Genomic DNA, 24,246 nt, shown 5'->3' with positions numbered 1-24,246 from the left:
GGGAGGCCGCGATTTGGCCTCCCGTCCACCACCGCGTAAGGTTGGTCTCACGACGCGGGGTGGAGCAGCTCGGTAGCTCGCTGGGCTCATAACCCAGAGGTCGCAGGTTCAAATCCTGTCCCCGCTACTGGTGAAGACGAAGGCCCGGACCACACGGTCCGGGCCTTCGTCGTTCCCGGGTCGGGCTCGTCGTCACGACCGGCTCGTCCTAGGAGCCCGTCGTGACGACGATCCCGCCACCGGGGCGGCCGACGAGGTGGACTCGTAGCGGCAGCCGGCTCACCCTAGGAGCCCGTCGTGACGACGAGCCCACCCTCCGGGCCCACCTCGCGGCCGCGGCGCGAGGGGCTGCGCGGCAACCGATTTGCCTCGACCGACACGGACGCGTAGTGTTCATCTCACCGACGCGGGGTGGAGCAGCTCGGTAGCTCGCTGGGCTCATAACCCAGAGGTCGCAGGTTCAAATCCTGTCCCCGCTACTCGCACGGCGAAGGCCCGGACCACACGGTCCGGGCCTTCGTCGTTCCCGGACCAGTTCCCCCGGCAAACCGCCTGCGCCCGAGGGCCCCGCCGTGATCAGCTGAAGCGTGATCCTCACCCTGACGGCCAGGCGGCCGGCCTCCGGGGTCCCCGCGGGGGACCTCGGGTTCCTGCTGCACAAGCACCCCGACCGCGTCCACGTCGCCGAGCACGGCGCCGTCACGACGCACGTCCTGGCGCCCGTGAGCGGACCCGAGGAGCACGAGGTCGCGGTCGTCCTCGACGTCGACCCGGTCGCGCTCGCGCGGGCGGGCACCGGAGCCCTGGCCGGAGACCACGTCAACGACCGGCCCTACGCCGCGTCGAGCCTGCTGTCCGTCGCCCTCGGGCGGGTCTTCGCCACCGCGCTCGCCGGCCGCTGCACGGCCCGTCCCGACCTCCTCGACGTGCGGTGGCCGCTGCGCATCCACGTGCCCGCCGTGCCGTGCGCGGGGGACCGCGGCACCGGTGGCGAGGAGCTCGTGCGCCGGCTCTTCGGCCCGCTCGGCTGGACGGTCGAGACCACGGTCGTGCCGCTGGACGAGACCGTGCCCGACTGGGGTGCTTCCCCGTACGTGGACCTCGTGCTGACGGGGGAGTCCCGCCTGGCCGACGCCCTGGCCCAGGTCTACGTCCTGCTGCCCGTCCTCGACGACGCCAAGCACTACTGGGTCGGCCAGGACGAGGTCGACAAGCTGCTGCGCCGCGGCGGGTCGTGGCTCGCCGGGCACCCCGAGCGCGAGCTCGTGACCCGGCGGTACCTGCGGCACTCCCGGCCGCTCGTCGCCGACGCCCTGGACCGGTTGCGGGAGGCCGAGGGCGCCGGGGCGGAGGTGGAGGAGGCCGTCGACGCGCCGACCCCGCTCGCCGTCCAGCGCCGGCACGCCGTCCTGGCCGTCCTGCGCGAGCTCGGCGCGGCGCGGGTGGCCGACCTCGGCTGCGGACAGGGGCAGCTGCTGGCCACGCTGCTCACCGACGCGCGCTTCACGGCGCTCACGGGCGCGGACGTCTCCGTGCGGGCCCTGCGGCAGGCGTCCCGCCGCCTGCACCTCGACGAGCGCCACGACGACCGGGTCACGCTGTTCCAGAGCTCCCTGACGTACCGCGACGAGCGCCTGCGCGGACACGACGCGGCCGTCCTCATGGAGGTCGTCGAGCACGTCGACCCGCCGCGGCTGGCCGCCCTCGAACGCGTCGTGTTCGGCGAGGCGGCACCCACCCACGTCCTCGTCACCACCCCGAACGCGGAGCACAACGTGCACTACCCCTCCCTGGAGGACGGCGGGTTCCGCCACCCCGACCACCGGTTCGAGTGGACCCGGGCGCACTTCGCCGACTGGGCCGGCGCCGTCGCGGCGCGGTGGGGGTACTCCGTCCGCTTCCTCGGCATCGGCGCCGCCGACGCGGTGACCGGCGCCCCCACCCAGCTGGCCGTGTTCTCGCGCACCGACGGGGAGGTGGCGGTATGAGCGAGGTCACCGTCCCCGAGCTGAGCCTCGTCGTCCTGGTCGGGACGAGCGGTTCGGGCAAGTCCACGTTCGCCCGCACCCACTTCCTCGCGACCGAGGTCCTGTCCAGCGACGTCTGCCGGGGCCTGGTCGCCGACGACGAGAACGACCAGTCCGCGACGGCCGACGCGTTCGACGTGCTGGGGTTCATCGCCGGCAAGCGGCTGGCCGCCGGCCGGCTCACGGTCGTCGACGCGACCAACGTCCAGCCGTCCGCGCGCCGCTCCCTCGTCGACCTGGCCCGGTCGCACGACGTCCTGCCCGTCGCGGTCGTCCTCGACGTGCCGCTCGACGTCTGCGCGGCCCGCAACGCCGAGCGGACCGACCGCAGCTTCGGCGCCCACGTCCTGCGCCGGCAGCGGGCGGACCTGCAGCGCGGGCTGAAGAGCTTGCAGCGCGAAGGGTTCCGGGTCGTCCACGTGCTGCGCGGGGTCGAGGAGGTCCAGGCCGCGACGATCGTCCGGACGCGGTTGTTCACCGACCTGCGCACCGAGACGGGACCGTTCGACGTCGTCGGCGACGTCCACGGCTGCCGCGAGGAGCTCACCGACCTCCTCACCGAGCTCGGCTACCGGCTCGTGACCGACGGGCAGGGCCGGGCCGTCGACGCCGTGCCGCCGGCCGACCGGAAGGCCGTCTTCGTCGGCGACCTCGTCGACCGCGGCCCCGACACCCCCGGCGTCCTGCGCCTGGTCATGGGCATGCAGGCCGCCGGGCACGCCCTCGTCGTGCCCGGCAACCACGAGGACAAGCTGCTGCGCGCCCTGCGGGGCCGGCAGGTGCAGGTGAGCCACGGCCTCGCGGAGTCCCTGGAGCAGCTGGCCGCCGAACCGGAGGAGTTCCGGGCCGAGGTCGAGCGGTTCCTCGACGGCCTGGTGTCCCACTACGTCCTGGACGGCGGCCGCCTCGTCGTCGCCCACGCCGGGCTGCTCGAGCGCTACCAGGGGCGCGCCTCGCGCCGGGTGCGGGCGTTCTGCCTCTACGGCCAGACCACGGGGGAGACCGACGAGTTCGGGCTGCCCGTGCGGTACCCCTGGGCGCAGGACTACCGGGGCGCGGCGACCGTCGTCTACGGCCACACGCCCGTCCCGACCCCGGAGTGGGTCAACGGGACGATCTGCGTCGACACCGGCTGCGTCTTCGGCGGGCACCTCACGGCGCTGCGCTACCCCGAGCGCGAGCTCGTCGCCGTCCCCGCGCGCCGCGTCCACCACGAACCGGCCCGCCCCTTCCTCCCCGCAGGACTCGAGGGGGACGCCACGCGGGCGGCCGTGCGCGACCCCGACGTCCTCGACGTGACCGACGTGCTCGGCAAGCGCGTCGTCGAGACCGCCGACCACGGCCGCGTCACCGTCCGGGAGGAGAACGCGGCCGCGGCCCTGGAGGTCGTGTCGCGCTTCGCCGTCGACCCGCGCTGGCTGCTGCACCTGCCGCCGACGACCGCACCCGTCCTGACCTCGCGCCGACCGGGGCACCTCGAGCACCCCGACGAGGCGTTCGCGGCCTACGCGGCCGACGGCGTCGGCGAGGTGCTGTGCGAGGAGAAGCACATGGGGTCGCGGGCCCTCGCCCTCGTCTGCCGCGACGAGCGCGTGGCCCGGGAACGGTTCGGGGCCCCCGGTGACGCGCTCGGCGCCGTCTGGACCCGCACCGGGCGCAGCTTCTTCGACCCCGCCGCGACGGAGGTCCTCGTCGGGGAGCTGCGCACGGCGCTGGAGACCAGCGGGCTGTTCGACGAGCTCGGCGACTGGGTCCTGCTCGACGGCGAAGTGCTGCCGTGGGACGCCAAGGCCCGCGAACTCCTGCGCGGTCGCTTCGCCGCGACGGGTGCGGCCGGCCGGGCGGCCCTGCCCGTCGCGGTCGGCGCCCTCGAACGGGCCGCGGGACGTGGTCTCGACGTCACGGACCTGCTGTCCCGCACCCGGTCGCGCGCGGAGAACGTCGAGCGGTTCACCGACGCCTACCGACGGTACTGCTGGCCCACCGACGGCCTCGACGGCGTCCGGTTCGCGCCGTTCGCGGTGCCCGCCGCGAGCAGTGCGACCTTCGCCGACCGTCCGCACGACTGGCACCTGGGCGTCGCGGACCGCCTCGTCGCCGCCTCCGACCGCTTCGCACCGACGCGCCGCCTGCGGGTGGACGTCACCGACGCCTCGTCGTGCGCCGCGGGGACCGCGTGGTGGGAGGAGCTGACGGCCGCCGGCGGGGAGGGGATGGTCGTCAAACCCCTGGCCAACCGCGTGCGGACCGGCAGGGGGATGGTCCAGCCCGCGCTCAAGGTCCGCGGCCGGGAGTACCTGCGTCTGGTCTACGGGCCCGACTACGCCGAGCCCGAGCACCTCGAACGGCTGCGACAGCGGAGCCTGGGACGCAAGCGCTCCCTCGCCCTGCGCGAGCACGCCCTCGGCCTGGAGGGGCTGGAGCGGGCGGTGCGCGGCGAACCGCTGTGGCGGGTGCACGAGTGCGTCGTGGGCGTCCTGGCGCTGGAGTCCGAACCGGTCGACCCCCGCCTCTGACCCCCTACCGGGGAGCTACGCCCGCACGCCGCCCCCGGAGTGACGACCCGGGGCTGGTGCGTGCGGTGGACTGGACCCATGGACTCCTGGACGGGGCTGCTGCACGGGCCCTACGCGGCGCTGCTGCCGGCGATGGTGGCCGAGGGGCCGGTGGCGACGTTCGCCGGCGGTGCCCTCGTCGGCGCCGGGCAGGCGGCGCTCGTGGCGGTCTGGCTGCTGGCGTTCGGCACCGACCTCGTCCTGGACTCCGGGCTGTTCCTGCTGGGCCGGCTCACCCGCCGTGCGGGCCGCGCCGGGCGGTTCGGGCGGTTCGGACGTTGGGCCGCGGCGCTCGCGGCCCGGCTGGGGCTCACGGCCGACCGGCAGGACGCGCTCGCCCGCCGGGCCACCGACCACCTGCCCGCCCTCGTCGCGGGCGCCAAGCTCGTCGACGTGGGGGCTGTCCCCGCCTTCCTCGCCGCCGGCTGGGCCGGGGTCCGGTACCGCCGCTTCGCCGTCTGGGTGGCCCTGTGCACCGCGGTGCGCGTCAGCGTCCTGCTCGGGCTGGGGCTGGCAACCGGGGAACGGCTCGCCGCCACGGGGCCGGGGACCGTCGCCGACCTGCTGTCCCGTCCGTGGCTGACGGTGCTGGCGGGGCTGGCGCTCGGTGGGGCGCTGCTGGCGGTGCGGGCGCTCGTCCGCGCCGCCCTGCGCGCCGTGCGCGAGGGGGGTGGGCTCCTTGCGGCGTCGCTCGCGGGCTGAGCTCCCGTCGGCCCCCCGGGCCTTCCGGGCTCCTCGGGTGCGCCGGGCCCGCGCCGCGCTCGCCCCGTGGGCCACGGGCCGCACCCTCGTCGTGCTGCTGGCCATCACGCTCTACGCGGTCGGCGCACCGGTCAGCGCGGCCGTGCACGGCGTGGCGGCCGAGCTCGCCCTCGTCGCGGTGCTGCTGCAGTGCGGCGGGCTGGTCACGGCGCTGTGGCGTGCCGAGCTCGGCGCCGCCGCCGCGCTGCTCGGTGTCGTCCTCGTCGCCGTGGGCGCCGATCCGGACCGCGGACCGTGGCCGTGGACGGTCCCGAGCCTGCTGACGTTCGCCCTCGTCCTCGGAGTGCTGGGGGCGCGGCGGTTGTTCCGGACGGCGGTCACGGCGTGGCTCGGCAGCCTGCTGGTGACGATCGTCGTGGCCTGGGTGCTCAACAACTCCGACGCCGACGTCGTGAACCTCGTCGTCTACACGTCGAACTCCGCCCTCGTCCTGGGCGCGGGCTGCGCGATCGGGGCCCGCCGCCGGGTCCGCGAGGAACTGGCCCGCTCGCGCCGCGACACCGAACTCGAGCAGGCGCGCCGCGTCGTCGTGGAGGAACGCAACCGCATCGCCCGTGAACTGCACGACGTGGTGGCGCACAGCATGTCCGTCATCGGCGTGCAGGCCACCACGGCGCAGTACCGGATCCCGGACCTGTCCCCGCAGGCGCGGGCCGAGTTCGACGACATCGCGGCGCAGTCGCGCACGGCCATGGCCGAGATGCGCACCCTCCTGGGGGTCCTGCGGAACTCCGCCGACGGAGCGGAACTCGCCCCTCGCGCGGGGCTGGAGGGGTTGTCCGACCTCGCCGAGGGCGCCCGGCGGGCCGGGTCGACCGTGTCGCTGCACGTCGCGGACACCCTGCAGCGCAGGGCCGTCCCCAGTGCCGTGGGGGTCGTCGTGCACCGGATCGTGCAGGAGGGCCTGTCGAACGTCGTCCGGCACGCGACGGGGGCCGCCGTGCTCGTGGACGTGGCCGTCCGGGTCGGGGTGGACGGACCGGTGCTCCTCGTGGAGGTGCGCAACGGGCCGGTGCCGGTGACCGACGGGACCGCCCCCGTCGTGCCCGCCGACTCGGGGGGCCACGGCCTCGTCGGGGTGCGGGAGCGCGCAACTCTGCTCGGCGGCGCCGTCGAGGCCGGGCCGACCGAGGACGGCGGGTTCTCGTTGCGGGTGGCGCTGCCGTGGGAGGGTGGAGCGTGAGCCTCCAGGACCCTGCTGCGAACCCCGCCGAGCGCCCCGTCCGCGCTGTCGTCGTGGACGACCAGGCGATGATCCGCGCGGGGTTCTCCGCGCTGCTGTCGGCCCAGGACGGCATCGAGGTCGTGGGGCAGGCCGCCGACGGCGAGGAGGCGGTGCGCGTCGTCTCCCGCGAACGTCCCGACGTCGTCCTCATGGACGTGCGGATGCCCGTGCTCGACGGGCTCGAGGCCACCCGGCGGATCGTCGCCGCGGGCCTGGACCCGGCGCCGCGCGTCCTGGTGCTCACGACGTTCGACGTCGACGACTACGTGTTCTCCGCGCTGCAGGCCGGGGCCAGCGGTTTCCTCCTCAAGGACGCCACCCCCGAGGCGCTCGTCGACGCGGTCCGGGCCGTGGCGGCGGGGGACTCGCTGCTCTCGCCCGTCATCACCCGCCGGCTCATCGAGCACTTCGTCTCCACGCGGCAGCGGGCCGCGCACGCCCCGGCCGCGGTCGCCGACCTCACGCCCCGGGAACGTGAGGTGCTCGTCTGCATCGCCCGGGGCCTGTCGAACTCCGAGATCGCCGCGGAACTGTTCATCGCCGAGCAGACGACCAAGACGCACGTCAGCCGCATCCTCACCAAGCTGGGGCTGCGCGACCGCGTCCAGGCCGTCGTGCTCGGCTACGAGATCGGTCTGGTCAGCCCCGGCGCGTGAGCAGGGGTTCCACCAGGCCGCGCAGCACCGCCGGCCCGCCGAGGGTCAGCACGGACTCGGGGTGGAACTGGATCCCCGCGAAACCCTCCCCGCGCACGGCGACGACCTCGTCGGCCGGTCCCGTCGCGACCTCGACGCCCTCGGCCGTCAGCCGGGCCGCGGCGGCCTCGTCGAGGCGCGCGGTGAACGAGTTGTAGAACCCGACGGTCACGGGGTTCCCGAACAGGTCCACCTCCAGCTGGGTACCCTGGTGCGGGGAGTCCTTGCGGCGCAACGGCAGGCCGAGCGTGCCGGACAGCAGCTGGTGACCCAGGCAGACGCCGAGCAGCGGGTTCCCGCCCGAGCGCGCGGCGGCCGAGAGGTCCCGGGCGAGCCCCTGCAGACGGGCGATGCGCGGGTCGGAGGCGTCCTCGGGATCGCCGGGGCCGGGGCCCAGCAGGACGAGCCCGTCGTGGGCGGCCAGCACGTCGTCGAGGGCCGGGTCGTCGTACCGCAGGACGCGGGCGCGCAGCCCGGCGGCGGCGAGCAGGTGGACGAGCATCGCGGTGAACGTGTCCTCCGCGTCGACGACGAGCGCTTCCCCGAGGACCGGACCGGTGGGGGCGGCCTGCGGTTCGAGCCAGAACGTCGCGAGCCGGTCGCGCCGGGAGGCGAGCAGGGTGGCGATGCGCGCGTCCGAGGCCAGCGGGACGCGGCGGACGGGGGCGCCGTCGGTACCGGTGCGCGGCGGGAGCGGGGGCAGCGCACCGAGGGCGCGCAGGACGCCCGCGGCCTTGGCGTGGGTCTCGGCGACCTCGCCCTCGGGGGTGGAACCCCGCACGAGGGTGGCGCCGACGGAGACGCGCACCGTCGCGGAGCCCCCCTCGGCGGGTTCGCGCACGTCCGCGGTGCGGATGAGGATGGGGGAGTCGAGGGTCTGCGCACCTTCGCCGTCGTGGCCCAGCAGGGCCAGCGCCCCCGCGTAGTAGGCGCGCCCGGAGGGTTCGAAGCGGCGGATGACGCGGCATGCGCTCTGCACCGGGCTCCCGGTGACGGTGGCGGCGAACATGGTCTGCCGCAGCACCTCCCGGGCGTCGAGCGTGGACTGCCCGCGCAGCTCGAACTCGGTGTGCGCGAGGTTGGCCATCTCCCGCAGGTACGGCCCGTGGACGACGCCGCCGAGGTCGCCGACGGAGCACATCATCTTGAGTTCCTCGTCGACGACCATGAACAGTTCCTCCACCTCCTTGGGGTCGGTGAGGAACTCCACGAGACCGTCGGGGTCCGGGCCGGTGGCGGGGTAGCGGTACGTGCCGGAGATGGGGTTCATGACGACCTCGCCGCGCGCCATCCGGACGTGCACCTCCGGCGAGGCGCCGACGAGGGTGCGCGAGGACCCGTCGGCCCCGGGGACGTGGACGACGAACGTCCAGTACGCACCCTGCTCGGCGACGAGCAACCGGCGGAACAGGCTGAGCGCGGTGCGGGCGGAGAACCCGTCGATGACGCCGTCGACGTCGCGGCGGATGACGAAGTTCGCGCCGCTGCCCTCGGCGATCTCGGCGTCGATGATGCGGCGCACGACGTCGGCGTAGTCCTCGTCCGACAGGTCCGGAGCGACGTCGCGCAGGGCGACCTCGTCGTCGGGCAGGGCGCGCAGCGCGTCCTCGAGCGCGAGGTCCACGGCGGACTCCACGCGCAGCACCTGCAGCGGGGTGCCGTCGTCGTGGACCTCGAAACCCCGTTCCCGCAGCTGCCGGAACGGGACGAGGGCCAGAGCGTCGCGGCCGACCCGCTCGGCTGCCGGGCGCAGCGGGACGTCGGCGAGGCGCTCGACGACCTCGACCGGACCGCGCAGCAGTTCGACCGGGCCGGGCAGGCCCGTGCGGGGGTCGAGGCGGCGCAGCAGGGCGAAGGGTCCGGCGCCGGGGGACAGCAGGTCCGCGATCGACTGGTCAGGGGTCTGGCCGGGTGTCATGGGTTCTCCTCGAGGGGCTGGGGGAGCCGTCCGTCGAGGGGGCGTCCGCTGTCCGGCCTCTCGACGAGGGCGGCCACCGGGACGTTGGGAGCGTCAGGCGACCGCCGACACCCACCACCACGCACCGCTGCGCAGCGCGCGGGCGGTCCCCTGACGGGGAGCGGTGGTGGTCACGGGCGACACCCTAGCGGTACTGGCGCGGCGTCGGGGTGGGACTGGTCCCCGCCCCGCCCCGCCCGGTGCGTTGGACATCCGGGCCGTGGTGCCTGGTCGGATGCCGGCCACGTTCCGCGGGGCGGAGCGCCAGCGTCCTCTCCGCCACGGGTGTCGCGGTGCTCGGCCTGAGCTCCGGTCGGGCGCGCCCCTCCGGTGGGTGAGACCGGTCCTGGTCCGGTGAGCCGTGGGCGGTGGGCACGGGACGCCGCAGCCGGACCCGGTGCGCGCCGCCGGGGGGCGGGCAATACGGTGCCGAGTGTGAGCCAGAGCGCAGAGCAGCCCGGACAGCAGTCCGAGGCGACCGACCGCCCGACGATCTTCCTGGTCTACGGGGCCACCGGGGACCTGTCCCGCCGGCTGGTCTCGCCGGCCTTCTTCGAACTGGCCCGGCTCGGCCGATTGCCGCAGCAGTGGCGCCTCATCGGCAGCGGCCGCGGGGAGAAGTCGCACGAGGAGTTCCGCGACTTCCTGCGCGAGGCCCTCGAGGAGTTCGGCCCGCAGCCTTCCGACGGCCCCTGGGACGAGTTCGCCGCGAACCTGCTGTTCGCCGGCGGCGGGTTCACGGCCGACGACCCGGGGCAGCTGCTCGACGTGCTCGGTGAGGCCAGGGCGGACCTGGGCGACGACGTCCAGCTCGTCCACTACCTGGCCATCCCCCCGGGGGCGTTCCTCGACACGACGAAGGCGTTCGCCGCCCACGGCCTCGTCGAGGGGTCCCGCGTCGTCTACGAGAAGCCCTACGGGACCTCGCTGGAGACGTTCGAGCAGCTCGACGCCGAGGTCCAGCGCGTGTTCGACGAGGAGCAGGTCTTCCGCATCGACCACTTCCTGGCCTTCGAGGCGCAGCAGGACGTCATCCACGCCCGGTTCGCGAACCCGTGGCTGGCGGGGATCTGGAACGCCGAGCACGTCGCCCAGGTCCAGGTCGACATCGCCGAGACCCTCGACGTCGCCCAGCGCGCCAGCTTCTACGACGCCACCGGCGCGTTCCTCGACATGATCGTCACGCACCTGTTCCAGATGGCCGCCACGGTCGCCATGGAACCGCCCGCCGACCTCGGCCCGGGTGCCCTGCAGGCCGCGCGGGACGCTGCGCTGCAGGACTTCCGCGAACTCGATCCCGCCGAGGTCGTCCTCGGGCAGTTCGACGGGTACACCGACATCGACGGGGTTCCCGACGACTCCAGCACCGACACCCTGGCCGCCTGCCGGGTCTGGGTCGACAACGACCGCTGGCGCGGGGTCCCGTTCCTCCTGCGGTCGGGCAAGAAGATGGCCGCCGACGAGCAGCGCGTGACGCTCGTCCTGAAGGAACCCGCCGACGGCCCGTACGCCGGTCAGGACGTGGAACCGTCCACGATCAGCTTCTCCCTCCTGGAGGGCGGCGCGTTCGACGTGGCCGTCACGGTCCGCCGTCCCGGCGTGGCGGGGGGCCTGGCGCAGGGCACCGCGACGCTGCCGCTGGACTCCTTCGAGGGCACGAGCCCCGCGCTGCCGTACGTGCACCTCATCGAGCACGTCCTGACGGGCGACCGGTCGCTGTTCACCGGGGTCGAGGGGTTGCGGGCCGCGTGGACCTGCATCGAGCGGTTCTCGCAGAACCGTCCGGAGGTCCAGCCCTACGCGCCCGGCACGTGGGGTCCGCAGAGCGTCGACGAGCTCGCGGCGCCGGGGCAGTGGTTCCTGCGCTGACGGAGCACCCGACGGCGGGGGACGTGCGGGTGCGGCCCGCGGTGGACGGTGACGCGGGGGAACTGCTCACGGTCCAGCGGGCCGCGTTCGTCGCCGAGGCCCAGCGCTACGGCGACCCGTTCCTGCCGCCCCTGCGCGAGGACCTCGACGCGGTGCGGGCCGTCTTGGCCGACCCGGGCGTCGTCGTCCTCGTCGCCGCGACCGCGAGCGGGCGCCTCGTGGGCGGCGTCCGCGTCCGCCTCGACGGCGACGTCGGCCACGTGGGCCGGCTCGCCGTCGCGCCCGACCGGCAGCGCGAGGGGATCGGCACCGCGCTGCTGACCGCTCTGGAGGACGCCCTGCCGCCGTCGGTCCACCGGCTCGCCCTGTTCACCGGTGGACGGTCGACGGCGACGGTCGCCCGCTACGAGCGGGCCGGGTACGTGCGGGTGGAGCGCGAGCCGGCGGTCGACGACCGGGGCGTTCCCCTGGCCCACCTGGAGAAGGAGCTCAGGCCGCCAGCGTGAGCGTGGCCCGGCGGGCCAGCACGAACGGCCGCACGAGGAGCTGACCGGGCACGCCGAAGCGGCCGGCGTGCAGGGCGCGGGCGACCGCCAGCGGCGGGCAGCGGCGGGACAGCACGATCCCCGCGAGCACGACCGTCACGGCCGAGCAGACCACGACCGATCCCTGCCCGGTCGTCAGGCCGTAGACCGTCCACAGCGTCGCGGACACCTGGGTGAGGACGAACGTCGAGGGCGCCAAGCCGGTCAGCGGGGCGCGACGCAGGACGGTGACGATCTGGGGCAGCATCTTCACCAGGGAGACCGACGTCGCGAGCATCCCCACGACGACCACGCCGCCGAGCACGAACGCGACGGCCACGACCGGGACCCAGGCGCTGACCGCGGCCACCGCGTGGCGCAGCGGGACACCCAGGCGACGGCCCGCGAGCACGACCGTGACGACCGCGCAGACCACCCCGGGGACGTTCGCCAGGAGCTGCGCCGGGTCCAGCAGGGCGATCCCGTAGCTGAGCCAGGTGCCCGACGCCAGGGCCCCGAGCACCGCGGAGGAGTACGACAGACCGGTCGCGTCGGGGTCCTTCAGCAGACGCAGGACCTGGGGGACACCGGTGAGGACGCCGAGACCGGCGGCGAGCAGACCGAGCAGGGGGATCAGGGACGCGACAGGCACGTGCCTCTGCATCGACCGGGACCCGGTCCCGCCTTGAGGGTGCCCTCGGCCACCCGGGTGAGAGCTGGCTCACACCCGGGTGGCGGAGTGGTCACGAACGGTGCGAGAACCCCTGGGCCGGGACGCGGACGGGCGCGTCGGGGCCGGGGGAGACGAGCCGGACCTTGGGCAGCGCGTCGGGGTGCTCGCGCTGCAGGAACCCGACGAGGTCCTCGCGCACGGCGCAGCGCAGGTCGAACAGCTCCCCGCCGGAGTCGGCGCTCACCAGGACGCGCAGCGTCACGGCGCGCTCGGACGTCTCGGTGACGGCGACGGAGAACGTCTGGCCGTTGAACAGCTCGTGCGCGCGGACGAAGCGCTCTGCGCGCGAACGGACCTCCTCGACCGGGACGGTCCAGTCCACCTGCAGTTCCACGGCGCCGATGATGTCGGCGGAGTTCCGCGTCCAGTTCACGAACGGCGTCGTCGTGAAGTAGGTCGAGGGCAGGATGAGCCGGCGCTGGTCCCACAACCGCACGACGACGTACGTCAGCGTGATGTCCTCGATGTTGCCGTACTCGTCCTCGATGACGACGACGTCGTCGACGCGCACGGCGTCGGTGAAGGCGATCTGCAACCCCGCGAACACGTTCGCGAGCGAGGTCTGCGCAGCCAGACCGGCGACGACGGACAGCAACCCGGCCGAGGCCAGGACGCTCGTCCCGATGCCCCGCGCGCCGGGGATCGTCAGCAGCATGGCCGCGACGGCCACGACGATGATGAGGGCGACCACGAGCCGCTTGACCAGCGCCACCTGCGTGCGGCGCTGACGCTGCCGCCGGTTGTCGGCGACGTCGATGCGGTAGCGCAGCAGGAGCACGTCCTGCACGACGTTCGCGGCCACGATGGCCAGCCCCGCGCCGAACGCGACGGCGAGCAGCCCCAGCACGGTCAGCGTCGGTTGCTTCCAGGCCGCGTCGGAGGTGTAGACCTGCAGCGAGAGCAGCGCCGCGATGGTGCTGAGGAACCCGGCGAGCGGACGGCGCCCGCGCTGGGCCAGCGTGGCGAGGATCTCGTGCTTGCGTCCCAGCCGGCGCACGCCGAGGGCGACGAGCTCGCCGACGGTCGCGGCCAGGGCGGCGGCCACCAGGGCGACGCCGATCGTGAGCCAGACGGAGGTGCTGATCGAGAACGGGATGGGAACTCCTGCGGTCGGTCGAGTGTGGACATCGACGTCCTGCGGACCCGCCCCACCGTAGGCGAGGTTCAGCCGGGCAGCCAGCTCACCTTCCCGACGAGCGCCGCGTACCCGACGAAGGCGACGACGTCGATGGCGGTGTGCGCCACGACGAGCGGCGTCGTCCGGCCCCACCGCTGGTAGACCCAGCCGAAGACCAGACCCATCGCGACGTTGCCCACGAAGCCGCCGACGCCCTGGTACAGGTGGTAGGACCCGCGCAGCAGCGCGCTGACCAGCAGCGCCGGGAACCAGCGCAAGCCCAGCTGGGACAGCCGGTGCAGCAGGTACCCGGCGACGAGGACCTCCTCGAGGATCCCGTTCTCGGCGGCCGCCATGACCGAGACCGGCACGGCCCACCAGGTGTCCGGCAGGGTCGAGGCGGCGACGTTGGTGTTCAGCCCCGCCGACCGCGCCCCCAGGTAGAGCACGAGGCCGCAGCCGCCGATGACGGCCGCCAGCCCCAGGCCCGCGAGGACGTTGCGGCCGAGCCGCCGGCCGTCGAAGCCCAGCGTGCGCAGCGACCGCCCGTCGCGGGCCATCAGGTAGCCGACGAGGAAGACCGGCGCCAGCCCGGAGGCGATGGCCACCAGCTGCAGCGAGAGGTCGAGCCACGGCCGGTCCGGCGCGTAGCTGCCCAGGACCGTCGACGTCTGCGCGTTGATCGCCTCCGGCGCCGTGAGGATGCCCACGAAGCGGACCAGCGCCCGCACCCCGCTCATCCCGAGCGAGACCGCGAAGACCGCGACGACCTCCCACACGAGGAGCCGGCGGGCGCGGGCGTCGGTGACGACGTCCGCGCGCGGCCAGGCGGCGGGGGCGAGGTTCACGACCGCGTCACCGCTCGCCCAGGTGCTCCAGGGCCGCCGCGTGCAGCAGCCCGTTGGACGCGACGGCGTTGCCGCCGTGCGGCCCGTCCACCCCCGCGCGCGACGTGAAGCGGCCCCCGGCCTCGGTGACGATCGGCACGAGCGCGGCCATGTCGTGCAGCGCCAGCTCCGGTTCGGCGGCGATGTCGACGGCGCCCTCCGCCAGCAGCATGTACGACCAGAAGTCCCCGTAGCCACGGGTGCGCCACACCGCGCGCGTCAGGTCCAGGAAGCGGTCGAGCGAACCGCGGTCCTCCCAGCCGGACAGCGAGGAGTAGGCGAGGGAGGCGTCGGCGAGGGAGGACACCGAGCTGACCGAGATGCGGGTGGCCGAGGACAGGCTGCGGCCCGTCCACGCGCCCGACCCGGTGGCCGCCCACCAGCGGCGCCCCAGCGCAGGGGCCGAGACCACCCCGACCACCGGGACGCCGTCGTCGAGCAGGGCGATGAGGGTGGCCCACACGGGCACCCCGCGGACGAAGTTCTTCGTGCCGTCGATGGGGTCGACCACCCACTGCCGGGCCCCGTGCCCGACGAGGCCGAACTCCTCGCCGAGGACCGCGTCGCGCGGACGGGTGCGCTTGAGCTGGGAGCGGATGAGCTCCTCGGCCGTGCGGTCCGCGTCGCTGACGGGCGTCAGGTCGGGCTTGGTCTCCACCTGCAGGTCCTGGGCCTTGAACCGGTCGGTCGTCAGGCCGTCCACCTGGTCGGCGATGACGTGCGCCAGGCGCAGGTCGTCGTCGTAACGTGGCCGGGTGGGGGAGGCGGGGGGTTGCGACACGCCGCGAACCTACCCCCCGGCCGGGTGCGGACCGCGGTCCCGCGCGGGCTGACCCGTTCAGGTGACGCCCAGGGCTGTCGAGGATCCTGGGGACCGGGTGGACGCACCCGGTGGACACGACCGCACGGACGAGGACGGACAGAGGGGGACGGCGCATGGCCGGCACGACCGACCGGGTCGAGGAGCTGCCCGAGGACCACGTCGAGGACGGCCCGCTCGCGGGGGACGAACCCTCCGGGCACCTGTCCGCCCTGCCGGTGTCCCCGCGCACCCGCGGTCTGCTGCTCCTGCTCGGCGGGGTCCTGGGCTTCGTCGCGGCGTTCACCCTGACGGTCGAGAAGATCAAGCTCCTGCAGGACCCGGGCTACGTCCCCAGCTGCAGCATCAACCCGGTCATCTCCTGCGGCAGCGTCATGGAGACCCACCAGGCCGCGCTGTTCGGCTTCCCGAACCCGCTCATCGGGATCGCGGCCTTCGCGGTCTCGACGTTCCTCGGGGTGCTCGTGCTGTCGCGCGTCGCCCTGCCGCGCTTCGTCGAACGCGGCTACCTCCTCGGCATCACGCTGGGGATGGTCTTCGTCGGCTGGCTCATCAGCCAGAGCCTGTACTCGATCCACGCGCTGTGCCCGTACTGCATGGTCGTCTGGGCCGTCGTGATCCCCACCTTCTGGACGCACGTGGCCGACGCGCTGGACCGCGGGCTGCTGCCCGTCCCGGTGGGGGCCCGCGGCCTCGCCCGCGTCGTCGTCGACTACCGCGTCCTGCTGATCGTGCTCAGCTACGCCGCCGTGCTCGTCATGGTGGGCACGAAGTTCTGGAGCTACTGGAGCACGCTGCTCTGAGACCCACCGGGGGACCGGGAGGGTCAGGGCGCGACGACGACGACGTCGCGCCCGGCGTCCTTGGCCCGGTAGAGCGCGGTGTCGGCGCGCGCGAGCACGTCGGTGAGCTGCTCGCCCTCGCGCAGCACGGCGACGCCCACGCTGACGGTCACCTGCAGCTGCTGGCCGCGGACCTCGACGGGCGTGCGGCGCACGCCCTGGCGCAGCCGCTCGGCGACCTCGCGCGCGTCGAGCGTCCCGTGCGCCTCGTCGGCCGGGCTCGTGACGACGACCGCGAACTCCTCGCCGCCGTAACGGCCCAGCACGTCGGTCTCGCGCGTCTCGTGCTGCAGCCGGCGCGCCACCGTCGTCAGGACCTCGTCGCCGGCGGCGTGACCGTAGGTGTCGTTCACGGACTTGAAGTGGTCCACGTCCACCATGACGACGGCGACGGTGCGGCCGACCGCGGCCCGGCGAACCCGCTGCTCGCCGAGCCGGAGCAGGTGCCCGCGCGTCGCGACGCCGGTGAGGGAGTCGGTCCGGGCCAGGTGCTCGACCTGGGCGAACAGGCGCGCGTTCTCCAGGCCGATGGCGGCGGGCGCGGCGAGCGCCTCGGCCACGTGCGAGCGGGCGGCCGGCCCGTCGGGCCCTCCGCCCAGGACGAGGGCCTCGGCCACCTGGCCCGTGCGGTCCTTCAGGGGCACGACCAGCCACGACGTCGGCAGGTCCTCCCCGGGCTCGGGCCGCTCGCCCCCCGGTCCCGCCGCGAGGTCCAGCAGACCGGCCAGCCGTGAGGGCAGCCGCTGCTCACCGGTGCCGTCGCCGGTCACGGCCTGCGAGCTCTCCAGCAGGGCGGCGCAGTCGGCCTCGCCCTGCCAGTCCCGGCTCCAGGCGACCTCGCGGACCGACGGGCCCGTCGCGGCGGTGACCAGGGCGGGCGGGTCGGCGTGCAGCGCCGGGCCCGCGGCCACCGGGACGAGGGCGGCGCGCCGGCCACCGAGCTCGGTGAGTGCGGAGCGCACGAGGCGCCGCCGGACGGTGGGCAGGTCCAGGCTGCCGGAGACCTCCTCGGTGACGCGGCGGACGGCCTCGGCCAGGTCGCGCTCGCGCTGGGCGCCGTGGACCTCGATCTCCAGCCGGGCGGCGCGCGCGGTCTCCAGCGACGCGGCGACCTGACCGGCGATGAGCTGCAGCAGCTCGACGTCGCCGCGCCCGAACGCCCCCTGCGCCACCGTGCTCACGGCCGACAGCACGCCCGTGCGGCGACCGCGGACCAGCAGCGGGACCGCGACGACACTGCGGGCCACCTCGTCGGCGCTGTGCGCGCCCCGGGCCGAGGCGGCGGCCGCCGACTCCAGCGCACCCCGCACGACCGGCCGGCCGGTGCGGGCCGCCCGCGCGGCCGCGGGGTCGACGGGGCCCTGGTGCGGCAGGTCGGTCCCGGCGCGGGTGCGGCCGGCGAAGACGACGAGCTCGTCGTCGGGGTCGAGCACGGCGAGCACGGCGCGGTCGGCCCCGAGCACCTCGCAGGCCTGGTCCAGCGCGAGGCGGACGACGTCCTGCGGGTCCAGCACCTGGGCCGCGTGGCCCACGTCCCGCATGGCCGACAGCAGGCGTCGGCGCCGCCCCGGCGCGGGGGTCCAGGAACCCCCCGCCGGTGCCCCGGGCCCGGACGGCTGGGTGGGGGCGCGGTCGGCGCGACCGCGCTGCACGAGCGTCACCCAGCCGTGCTTCTCGGCCAGGGCCGTCGCCATCCACCGCAGCCGCTCGGCGTCCGGGTGCGCCCCCGTCTGCTCCAGCACCTCGGCCCGCAGCAGCAGGACGTGGTGGTCCACGAGCGGGGCGTCGAGCCGGCTGGCCCTGACCTCGGCGCGGCGCAGGAGCAGCCGGGCCCGGGTGGGGGACCCGAGCGCGTGCAGCGCCGCGGCGCGCACGGCGTCGACGTGGGCGGCCTGCACGGCGCTGCCGCGACCGGCGTGGCGCACGCCGCCGCGGGCCAGGGCGCGCAGCGCCTCCCGCAGGTCCCGCTCGCGGTCCTGGACCCGGGCGGCGTCGCCGGCGTCGGCCGCGGCCCGCAGCTGCGCGAGCCGCCCGCGGACGACGAGGACGAGGGCCCAGCGCACCTCGCTCGCCCCGCGCAACGGTGTGCGGCGGGCCGCGCGCAGGACCTGCCGGGCCACGGCGTCGAAGCGCTCGGTGAGGTCGACCTGCTGCACGAGCCAGTTCGTCGTCGCCAGCAGCAGGTACCAGGAGTGCAGGGGCGAGGGCTCCGGAGCGCTGCCCCCGCTTGTCTCGCCCGCCCTGCGCTGCAACGCGTCCAGCACGTCACCGGCCTCCCCGGGGCGCCCCTTGGCGCCCAGGACGGCGGCGCGCAGGAGCTCCAGCTCGGCCGGGACGGCGGTGTCCTCCCGCACCCGGCGCACGGCGCGCTCGTGCCAGGCCGTCGCCGCGCCGAGGTGCCCGGCCGCCAGCCGTTCGACGGCGACGGCGAGCGTCCCGGCCACGTGGGCGGGCAGGTCCAGCCACTGCCCGTCCTCCTCCAGCACGTCGGCGACGGCGCGCCAGGTCCCGCGCCGCCGCAACCGCCGGACCCCGTCCGCCAGCCGCAGCGACGCCAGGATCACCGGGTCCACCTCGGCCGCCCCGCGGGGGCAGGCCGGGGTCAGCGGGCGGCCGACGAGACTGCCCGTGCCCGGCAGCCGGACCGGCAGCAGGGTGAGCCGGCCGGTCGCGGCCTGCAGCAGCGCGGCCCGCAGGGTCCAGCGGGCGTCGCGGACGAGGTCGGCGCGCCGGGCCCGCAGAGCGTGGACCCAGGACGCGACGGCGGTCGGGGCGGCGACCCGCGGCCGGCCCAGCTGCAGGTCGGCGGCCGCGGCCTCGCGCAGCAGCACCGCGTGGGCGCCTTCGAGCGTCGCCTGCTCGACCTCGCGCGCCGAGTCGAGGCGGTGCCGGCTGTCGTGCCGGTGGGCGCGGCGCAGCACGGTGGCCAGCAGCACCGCCAGCGACGTGAGGGCGAACGCGCACCAGCCCGCCGGACCGGTGGGGCGCGGGCTGTCCAGCGCGTCGAGCCCCTCGGCCGCCGCGCGCAGGGCGCGTCCGGGGCCGGTCGCGGTGCGTTCGTGGCGGTGCACGGTGGCCAGCTCGCCGAGCACGACGGCCCGGTCCACCGGGTCGCCCTCCGCGCCGGCCAGCTCCTCCAGGTGCGCGCGGGCCTCGGCGTGGCGGCCCTGCCGGGCCAGGCAGGCGGCCAGGACCCGGCGCAGGCGCGGGTCCAGGTCCAGACCCGCGGTGGCGGCCGTCTGCACGGCGTGCGTCAGCAGGGCGACGGCCGTCTCGGGGGCGGACCGGCGGGCGGCCTCGACACCGGCGACCGCGCAGGCGTCGACGACGTCCGCCGGGGCCACGGCGTCGCCGGCGCGCAGGTGCTGGTGCGCGCAGGCGAACAGGGCGTCGCGGTCGACGGGGAGGCTCTGGACGCGCGGGTCCGGACGGTTCTCGGAGCGGGTGTCGGCGCGCAGGACGCGGGCCAGCCGGGCGTGCAACGCGCGACGCTCGACCTCGTCGACGCCCTCCAGGACGGCGTCGACGACCTGCTGGTGCCAGAACTCGTGCCGTCCGTGCGGCAGCGCGCGCAGCAGCCGGGCCGCGACCCCGGCGCTCAGCCCGGCGTGCACGGCGTCGGCGCCCAGCTGCGGAGCCGCGGCGCGCAGCACGAGGTCGTCGTCGACCGACCGTCCGCACGCGGCCGCCAGCCGCAGCACGTGCCGGTGCCCGGGCGGCAGCTCGTCGACGCGGCGCAGCAGCGCGCTGAGGAGCCGCGGCGCGACGGGGACGGCCTCGAGGGCGGCGTGCTCGAGGCGCCAGTGGCCCCAGTCCGGCAGCAGACCGCCCTCGTCGAGCAGCGTCGTCAGCAGGGCCAGCAGGGCACCCGGGTTGCCGGCGGCGCGCGAGACGAGGGCCGTGGCCACGGAGTCGGTCACGACCGCGCCGGGCAGCCGGCGCCGCACGACGGCACGGGCGGCGGCGTCCGACAGCGGCGGCACCTCCAGCACGAGCGCCCGGGCGGTGTCGAACCCCGGGATGCCGTCGAGGTCGTCCTCGGAGGTGCGCACGCGGTCGACGAGGACCACGAGCAGCGGGAGGTCGGAGCACTCGCCCGCGACCCAGCGCAGCACGGCCAGCGTCGAGGCGTCCGCGTGCTCGGTGTCGTCGAGGACGACGAGCAGCGGGCCCGTGCGCGCCGCGTGCTGCAGCAGCTCCTCCGCGAGCGCCTGCGGGCGCGGTTCGTCCTCGCCCGTGGCCTCGGACGACACGTCGGCGCTCGACAGGCCCGCGACCGCCATCGCCCGGCGCAGGGCGCTCAGGGGCGAGCTCGGGGACGTCGTGCTGTCGAGCACCACTGCGGCCCCGCCCTGCGCGACCGCCCTGCGGCGCAGGCGGTCCACCAGCACCGACCGGCCGGAGCCGGCCGCGCCCCGGACGAGGACGAGACCACCGGACCCGGCGCGGGCGCCGTCCCAGGCGGCCTCGAGCGCGACCGTCTGCCGACCCCGCTCGAGCAGCGGTCCGTCGGCCGGGCTGGTCCAGGTGCGGCGCCCCAGCGCGATGTCGGGGGCGGTGTCGGACGCGATGCGCGCGAGCTCGTCGGCGACGGCCGCGGCGTCGTGCGGCCGGTCCTGCGGGTCGCGGGCGAGCAGCCGGCGCAGCAGGACGCCGAGCGGGCGCGGCACGTCCGGGCCGAGTCCGTCGAGGTCGAGGGGGCGCAGCCGCGAGAGGCGGCGCCGCACCTGCGTCGCGTCCGCACCCTCGACGGGGGTGCGGCCCGTGAGGCACTCCAGCAGCACGGCACCGACGGAGTACAGGTCGGAGCGGTGGTCGACGGGGCTGCGCACCACGCCGGCCTGCTCGGGGGAGCGGTACAGCAGCGCGCCGGCCTCGGCGTCGGAGCCGTCGGCCCCGCCCACGGCCCCGGGTTCGTGGCGGCGGCGGTCCGGACCGTCGGGACGTGCGCCCGGGCCGGTCCCGGTGTCCCGCGGCCCCGTGGTCAGGGTCCCGGTGTCGAGGTGCGCCACGCCGAGGTCCACGAGGACGCCCCGGCCGGTGCGCGTCACGAGGACGTTGGCCGGTTTGACGTCGCGGTGCACCAGACCCGTGGCGTGCAGCGCGTGCAGCGCGTCGCACACGTCGACGAGCAGGCGGAGGGTGGCGGGCACCGACAGCAGCCCCGACGGCAGGTCCGCCGGGTCCGCGCCGGTCCCGCTGGCCGTCAGCGGGGGGGAGTGCAGCAGGTCCGCGAGGGACGTCCCGTCGTGGGCGTCCATGACCATCGCGAGCCGGCCCTCGACCTCGGTCACCGCGTGGACGCGGGTCAGGCCGGGGTGGTGGACGCTGGCCAGCAGGGCCGCCTCGCGGCGCAGGGTCCGGTCGGCGTCGGCGGACTCGAGCCGGTCGCCGCGCTGGGGCCTGGTGCCCGCCCCGCCGCCCGTGCCGTGGCCCGTGCGCTGGCGCTTGACGGCGTACTCGCGGTCGCCGCGCACGGCCAGGTGCACGACCGACCCGGCGCCCCGGCCGAGCTCGCGCAGGACGGTCCAGGGCGGTTCGGTGGTCTCGACGGCCAGCGGGGGCGGCGCGGTGGCCGGTCCGGGCACGGAGGGACGACCGGGCGCCGCGGGCCGTCCGGGGGCGACGGTGCCCTCGGGCACGGCCGCTCCGCGACCGCGGGGCCAGGTGGAGCTCACATCCCCCATGAAGAGCCGTTTCCTCGTCGCCGACCGGTCGACGGTCACCCTAGGGCATCACCTGTGGACGGCGAGTGGCCGGGGATCATGGCGCCGCGGCGTCGTCGCGCGTGCTGCGCCGGGCGGCCAGCAACCGCCGGAACGACTGCAGCCGAGCGGGCCCCGCCGCGCCGGCCCGGCCCTGCTCCACCCAGGCGTCCAGCGCGCAGTCCGGTTCGTCGTGGGTGCACCCGCGGGGGCACTCGACCTCCCCGGGCAGCAGGTCCGGGAAGGCCCGCAGCACCGACTCCGGGGCGACGTGCGCCAGCCCGAAGGAGCGGACCCCCGGGGTGTCGACGACCCAGCCGCCGCCGGGCAGCGCCAGGGCCGCCATCGACGTCGACGTGTGCCGTCCCCGGCCGGTGACGGCGTTGACGTGGCCCGTGGCGCGCGCGGCGTCCGGCACGAGCGCGTTGACCAGCGTCGACTTGCCCACGCCGGAGTGCCCCACGAGGACGCTCACCCGGCCGACCAGGCGCTCGCGGACCTCGTCCAGGCCCAGCAGCCCCTCGTCGCCGCGGGAGGTGACGACGGCGTCCAGGCCCAGCGGGGCCCACGTGTCCAGCACCTCCGACGCCGGCCGCAGGTCCCCCTTGGTCAGGCACAGCAGGGGCGTCATCCCGGCGTCGTAGGCCGCGACGAGGCAGCGGTCGACCAGGCGCGAGCGCGGTTCGGGGTCGGCGACGGCCGTCACGACGACGAGCTGGTCGGCGTTGGCCACCACGACGCGCTCGATCGGGTCGGTGTCGTCGGCCGAGCGCCGCAGGGAGGTGCGGCGCTCGTCGATGCGCACGATGCGCGCCAGGGTGTCGGTGGCGCCCGTGACGTCGCCCACGAGCCCGACGCGGTCGCCCACGACGACGCCCTGGCGGCCCAGCTCCCGCGCGCGCATGGCCGTCACGAGCCGTGCGTCCGCGGTGCCCTCGCCGACCAGGCACGTCGAGCGGCCGCGGTCGACCGCCACGACGAACCCCGCGACGGCGTCGGCGTGGGCCGGGCGGTCCTTCGTGCGCGGCCGCGAACCGTGCCGGTTGGGCCGGATGCGGACGTCGTCCTCGTCGAAGCGACCCACCGGACCGCGCTGGCGCGGGCTCAGGCGCCGACCCCCGCGAGCATGGCCGCCCACATCCCGGGGAAGTCGGGCAGCGTCTTGCCGGTGGTCCCGATGTCCTCCACCAGGACGCCCTCGACGGCGAGGCCGAGGACGGCACCGGCCGTGGCCATCCGGTGGTCGGCGTAGCTGCGGAACACCCCGCCGTGCAGCGTCGCCGGGTGCACCAGCAACCCGTCGCTGGTCTCCTCGGCGCGGCCGCCCAGGGCGTTGACCTCGGTGACGAGGGCCTTGAGCCGGTCGGTCTCGTGCCCGCGCAGGTGCGCGATGCCGCGCAACCGGGTGGGCGAGCTGGCCAGCGCGGCGAGCGCCGTGATGACGGGAGCCAGCTCGCCGGCCTCGTGCAGGTCCAGGTCCAGCCCGTAGAGCTCACCGGTGCCCTCGACGAGCAGGCCGTCGCGGTCGAGGGTGACCTCGGCGCCCATCTGGTCGAGCACGTCGCGCAGGACGTCCCCGGCCTGCGTCGTGGACTGCGGCCAGCCCGGGACGCGGACGCGACCGCCGACCGCGGCGGCCGCGGCCAGGAACGGGCCGGCGTTCGACAGGTCCGGTTCGACGTGGACGTCCAGGGCGCTGATCTCGCCCGCCTCCACGAGCCAGCGGCCGGGGGTCGCGTCGTCGACGACGACGCCGGCGTCCCGCAGGACCTCCACCGTCATCTGGATGTGGGGCAGGCTCGGGATGGGCGGGCCGTCGTGGACGACCTCCAGCCCCTCGCGCGTGCGGGCGCCGACGAGCAGGAGCGCGGAGACGAACTGGCTGGAGGCGGACGCGTCGATGCGGACGGTCCCGCCGCGCAGGCCGTCCTGCGGGCCGTGGACGGTGAAGGGCAGCAGGCCCCGTCCGCCGTCCTCCACCTGCGCGCCGAGCTGGCGGACGGCGTCGACGACGGCACCCATGGGGCGCTCGCGGGCCCGCTCGTCGCCGTCGAACTCCACGGGGGAGGAGGCGAGGGCCGCCACGGGCGGCAGGAAGCGCATGACCGTGCCGGCCAGACCGCAGTCCACACGGACGCCGCCGGTGACGGGACCGGGCCGCACGACCCAGCACTGCTCGCCCGGGCGGTCGCCGCGGTGGCCCCCCTCGGCGATCTCGGAGACGTCGGCGCCGAGGCTGCGCAGGGCGTCGGCCATGAGGGTCGTGTCCCGGGAGACCAGGGGGTCGCGCAGGACCGAGGGCCGGTCGGCCAGGGCGGCGACCACCAGGTAGCGGTTCGTCAGCGACTTCGAGCCCGGCACCGGGACGACGGCGTCGAGGGGGCCGGCCGCGGTGGGGGCGGCCCACAGCTCGCCGTCACCGCGCGCACCGTCACCCAGCGCACCGTCACCGGCGACCGGGCTCGAGGGTCTGCTGGACGAGTCGTTCGATGTCACGGGGGCATCCTCGCAGCCGCCCCCGACACGCA

General features: G+C 75.8%; 16 protein-coding genes and 2 tRNA genes. 10 read left to right on the top strand and 8 right to left on the bottom strand.

Annotated elements, in window-relative coordinates; translation table 11 throughout:
• Positions 1–53: 53 nt before the first annotated feature.
• From ACFEMC_RS13775 to ACFEMC_RS13745, 7 genes are all read left to right on the top strand, one after another.
• Positions 54–127, top strand: a tRNA-Met gene (locus ACFEMC_RS13775).
• A 278-nt stretch (positions 128–405) separates the two neighbouring features.
• Positions 406–479, top strand: a tRNA-Met gene (locus tag ACFEMC_RS13770).
• Between the two features lie 108 nt (positions 480–587).
• Positions 588–1,988, top strand: a complete 1,401-nt coding sequence (locus ACFEMC_RS13765) for a 3' terminal RNA ribose 2'-O-methyltransferase Hen1 (RefSeq protein WP_380170160.1) — start codon at positions 588–590, stop codon at positions 1,986–1,988.
• Entirely contained in the window at positions 1,985–4,543 is a 2,559-nt protein-coding gene (locus ACFEMC_RS13760; protein WP_380170159.1) for a polynucleotide kinase-phosphatase, read from the top strand. Before ACFEMC_RS13765 ends, ACFEMC_RS13760 begins: the two co-directional genes overlap by 4 nt.
• A gap of 78 nt (positions 4,544–4,621) precedes the next feature.
• Positions 4,622–5,284, top strand: coding sequence for a hypothetical protein (locus tag ACFEMC_RS13755; protein ID WP_380170158.1), 663 nt, complete (start codon positions 4,622–4,624; stop codon positions 5,282–5,284).
• 37 nt (positions 5,285–5,321) lie between these two features.
• Entirely contained in the window at positions 5,322–6,527 is a 1,206-nt protein-coding gene (locus ACFEMC_RS13750) for a sensor histidine kinase (protein WP_380170157.1), read from the top strand.
• Positions 6,524–7,225: a response regulator gene (locus ACFEMC_RS13745; protein ID WP_380170156.1), complete on the top strand. Its 702-nt coding sequence runs from the start codon at positions 6,524–6,526 to the stop codon at positions 7,223–7,225. Before ACFEMC_RS13750 ends, ACFEMC_RS13745 begins: the two co-directional genes overlap by 4 nt.
• Here ACFEMC_RS13745 and ACFEMC_RS13740 read toward each other — a convergent pair.
• Entirely contained in the window at positions 7,209–9,182 is a 1,974-nt protein-coding gene (locus ACFEMC_RS13740; protein ID WP_380170155.1) for an anthranilate synthase family protein, read from the bottom strand. The genes ACFEMC_RS13745 and ACFEMC_RS13740 overlap by 17 nt on opposite strands.
• A 474-nt stretch (positions 9,183–9,656) precedes the next feature.
• Between ACFEMC_RS13740 and ACFEMC_RS13735 the strand changes: the two genes are divergently transcribed.
• Together ACFEMC_RS13735 and ACFEMC_RS13730 are read left to right on the top strand one after the other, a co-directional pair.
• Entirely contained in the window at positions 9,657–11,090 is a 1,434-nt protein-coding gene (locus ACFEMC_RS13735) for a glucose-6-phosphate dehydrogenase (NADP(+)) (RefSeq protein ID WP_380170154.1), read from the top strand.
• Between the two features lie 29 nt (positions 11,091–11,119).
• On the top strand, positions 11,120–11,596 hold the full coding sequence (locus tag ACFEMC_RS13730; protein WP_380170153.1) for a GNAT family N-acetyltransferase: 477 nt from the start codon (positions 11,120–11,122) through the stop codon (positions 11,594–11,596).
• On the opposite strand, the gene ACFEMC_RS13725 is transcribed toward ACFEMC_RS13730, so the two are convergent.
• The 4 genes from ACFEMC_RS13725 to hisN form a co-directional block, all read right to left on the bottom strand.
• Positions 11,580–12,266 (bottom strand): SemiSWEET family transporter, encoded by a 687-nt coding sequence (locus ACFEMC_RS13725; protein ID WP_380170152.1) that lies wholly within the window; start codon positions 12,264–12,266, stop codon positions 11,580–11,582. The genes ACFEMC_RS13730 and ACFEMC_RS13725 overlap by 17 nt on opposite strands.
• Positions 12,267–12,357: 91 nt before the next feature.
• A complete protein-coding gene (locus ACFEMC_RS13720) occupies positions 12,358–13,392 on the bottom strand; it encodes a mechanosensitive ion channel family protein (protein WP_380170151.1) in 1,035 nt (344 codons plus the stop codon).
• Between the two features lie 119 nt (positions 13,393–13,511).
• Positions 13,512–14,312, bottom strand: coding sequence for a CPBP family intramembrane glutamic endopeptidase (locus ACFEMC_RS13715; protein ID WP_380170150.1), 801 nt, complete (start codon positions 14,310–14,312; stop codon positions 13,512–13,514).
• Positions 14,313–14,319: 7 nt separating this feature from the next.
• Entirely contained in the window at positions 14,320–15,132 is an 813-nt protein-coding gene (gene hisN / locus ACFEMC_RS13710) for a histidinol-phosphatase (RefSeq protein ID WP_380170149.1), read from the bottom strand.
• A gap of 155 nt (positions 15,133–15,287) precedes the next feature.
• Here hisN and ACFEMC_RS13705 point away from each other — a divergent pair, with 155 nt between their 5' ends.
• Complete coding sequence (locus ACFEMC_RS13705) at positions 15,288–15,974, top strand: vitamin K epoxide reductase family protein (protein ID WP_380170148.1); 687 nt, start codon at positions 15,288–15,290, stop codon at positions 15,972–15,974.
• A gap of 23 nt (positions 15,975–15,997) precedes the next feature.
• Here ACFEMC_RS13705 and ACFEMC_RS13700 read toward each other — a convergent pair whose 3' ends face one another.
• The 3 genes from ACFEMC_RS13700 to aroA all read right to left on the bottom strand — a co-directional run bounded on the left by ACFEMC_RS13700 (position 15,998) and on the right by aroA (position 24,157).
• A complete protein-coding gene (locus tag ACFEMC_RS13700) occupies positions 15,998–21,655 on the bottom strand; it encodes a diguanylate cyclase (RefSeq protein WP_380170147.1) in 5,658 nt (1,885 codons plus the stop codon).
• Positions 21,656–21,776: 121 nt separating this feature from the next.
• Entirely contained in the window at positions 21,777–22,802 is a 1,026-nt protein-coding gene (rsgA, locus tag ACFEMC_RS13695) for a ribosome small subunit-dependent GTPase A (protein ID WP_380170146.1), read from the bottom strand.
• Positions 22,803–22,822: 20 nt separating this feature from the next.
• Complete coding sequence (aroA, locus tag ACFEMC_RS13690) at positions 22,823–24,157, bottom strand: 3-phosphoshikimate 1-carboxyvinyltransferase (RefSeq protein WP_380176776.1); 1,335 nt, start codon at positions 24,155–24,157, stop codon at positions 22,823–22,825.
• Positions 24,158–24,246: the final 89 nt, after the last annotated feature.

The sequence above is a fragment of the Kineococcus sp. DHX-1 genome (genome assembly GCF_042473625.1).
Classification (GTDB): Bacteria; Actinomycetota; Actinomycetes; order Actinomycetales; family Kineococcaceae; genus Kineococcus.
The sequence above is the reverse complement of the archived record's forward strand: the minus strand, read 5'-3'. Positions and strand labels throughout refer to the sequence as shown.

Coding starts and splice junctions, on each gene's coding strand:
- ACFEMC_RS13760 (WP_380170159.1), top strand. CDS start 1,985: ATGAGCGAGGTCACCGTCCCCGAGCTGAGCCTCGTCGTCCTGGTCGGG.
- ACFEMC_RS13755 (WP_380170158.1), top strand. CDS start 4,622: ATGGACTCCTGGACGGGGCTGCTGCACGGGCCCTACGCGGCGCTGCTG.
- ACFEMC_RS13740 (WP_380170155.1), bottom strand. CDS start 9,182: ATGACACCCGGCCAGACCCCTGACCAGTCGATCGCGGACCTGCTGTCC.
- ACFEMC_RS13705 (WP_380170148.1), top strand. CDS start 15,288: ATGGCCGGCACGACCGACCGGGTCGAGGAGCTGCCCGAGGACCACGTC.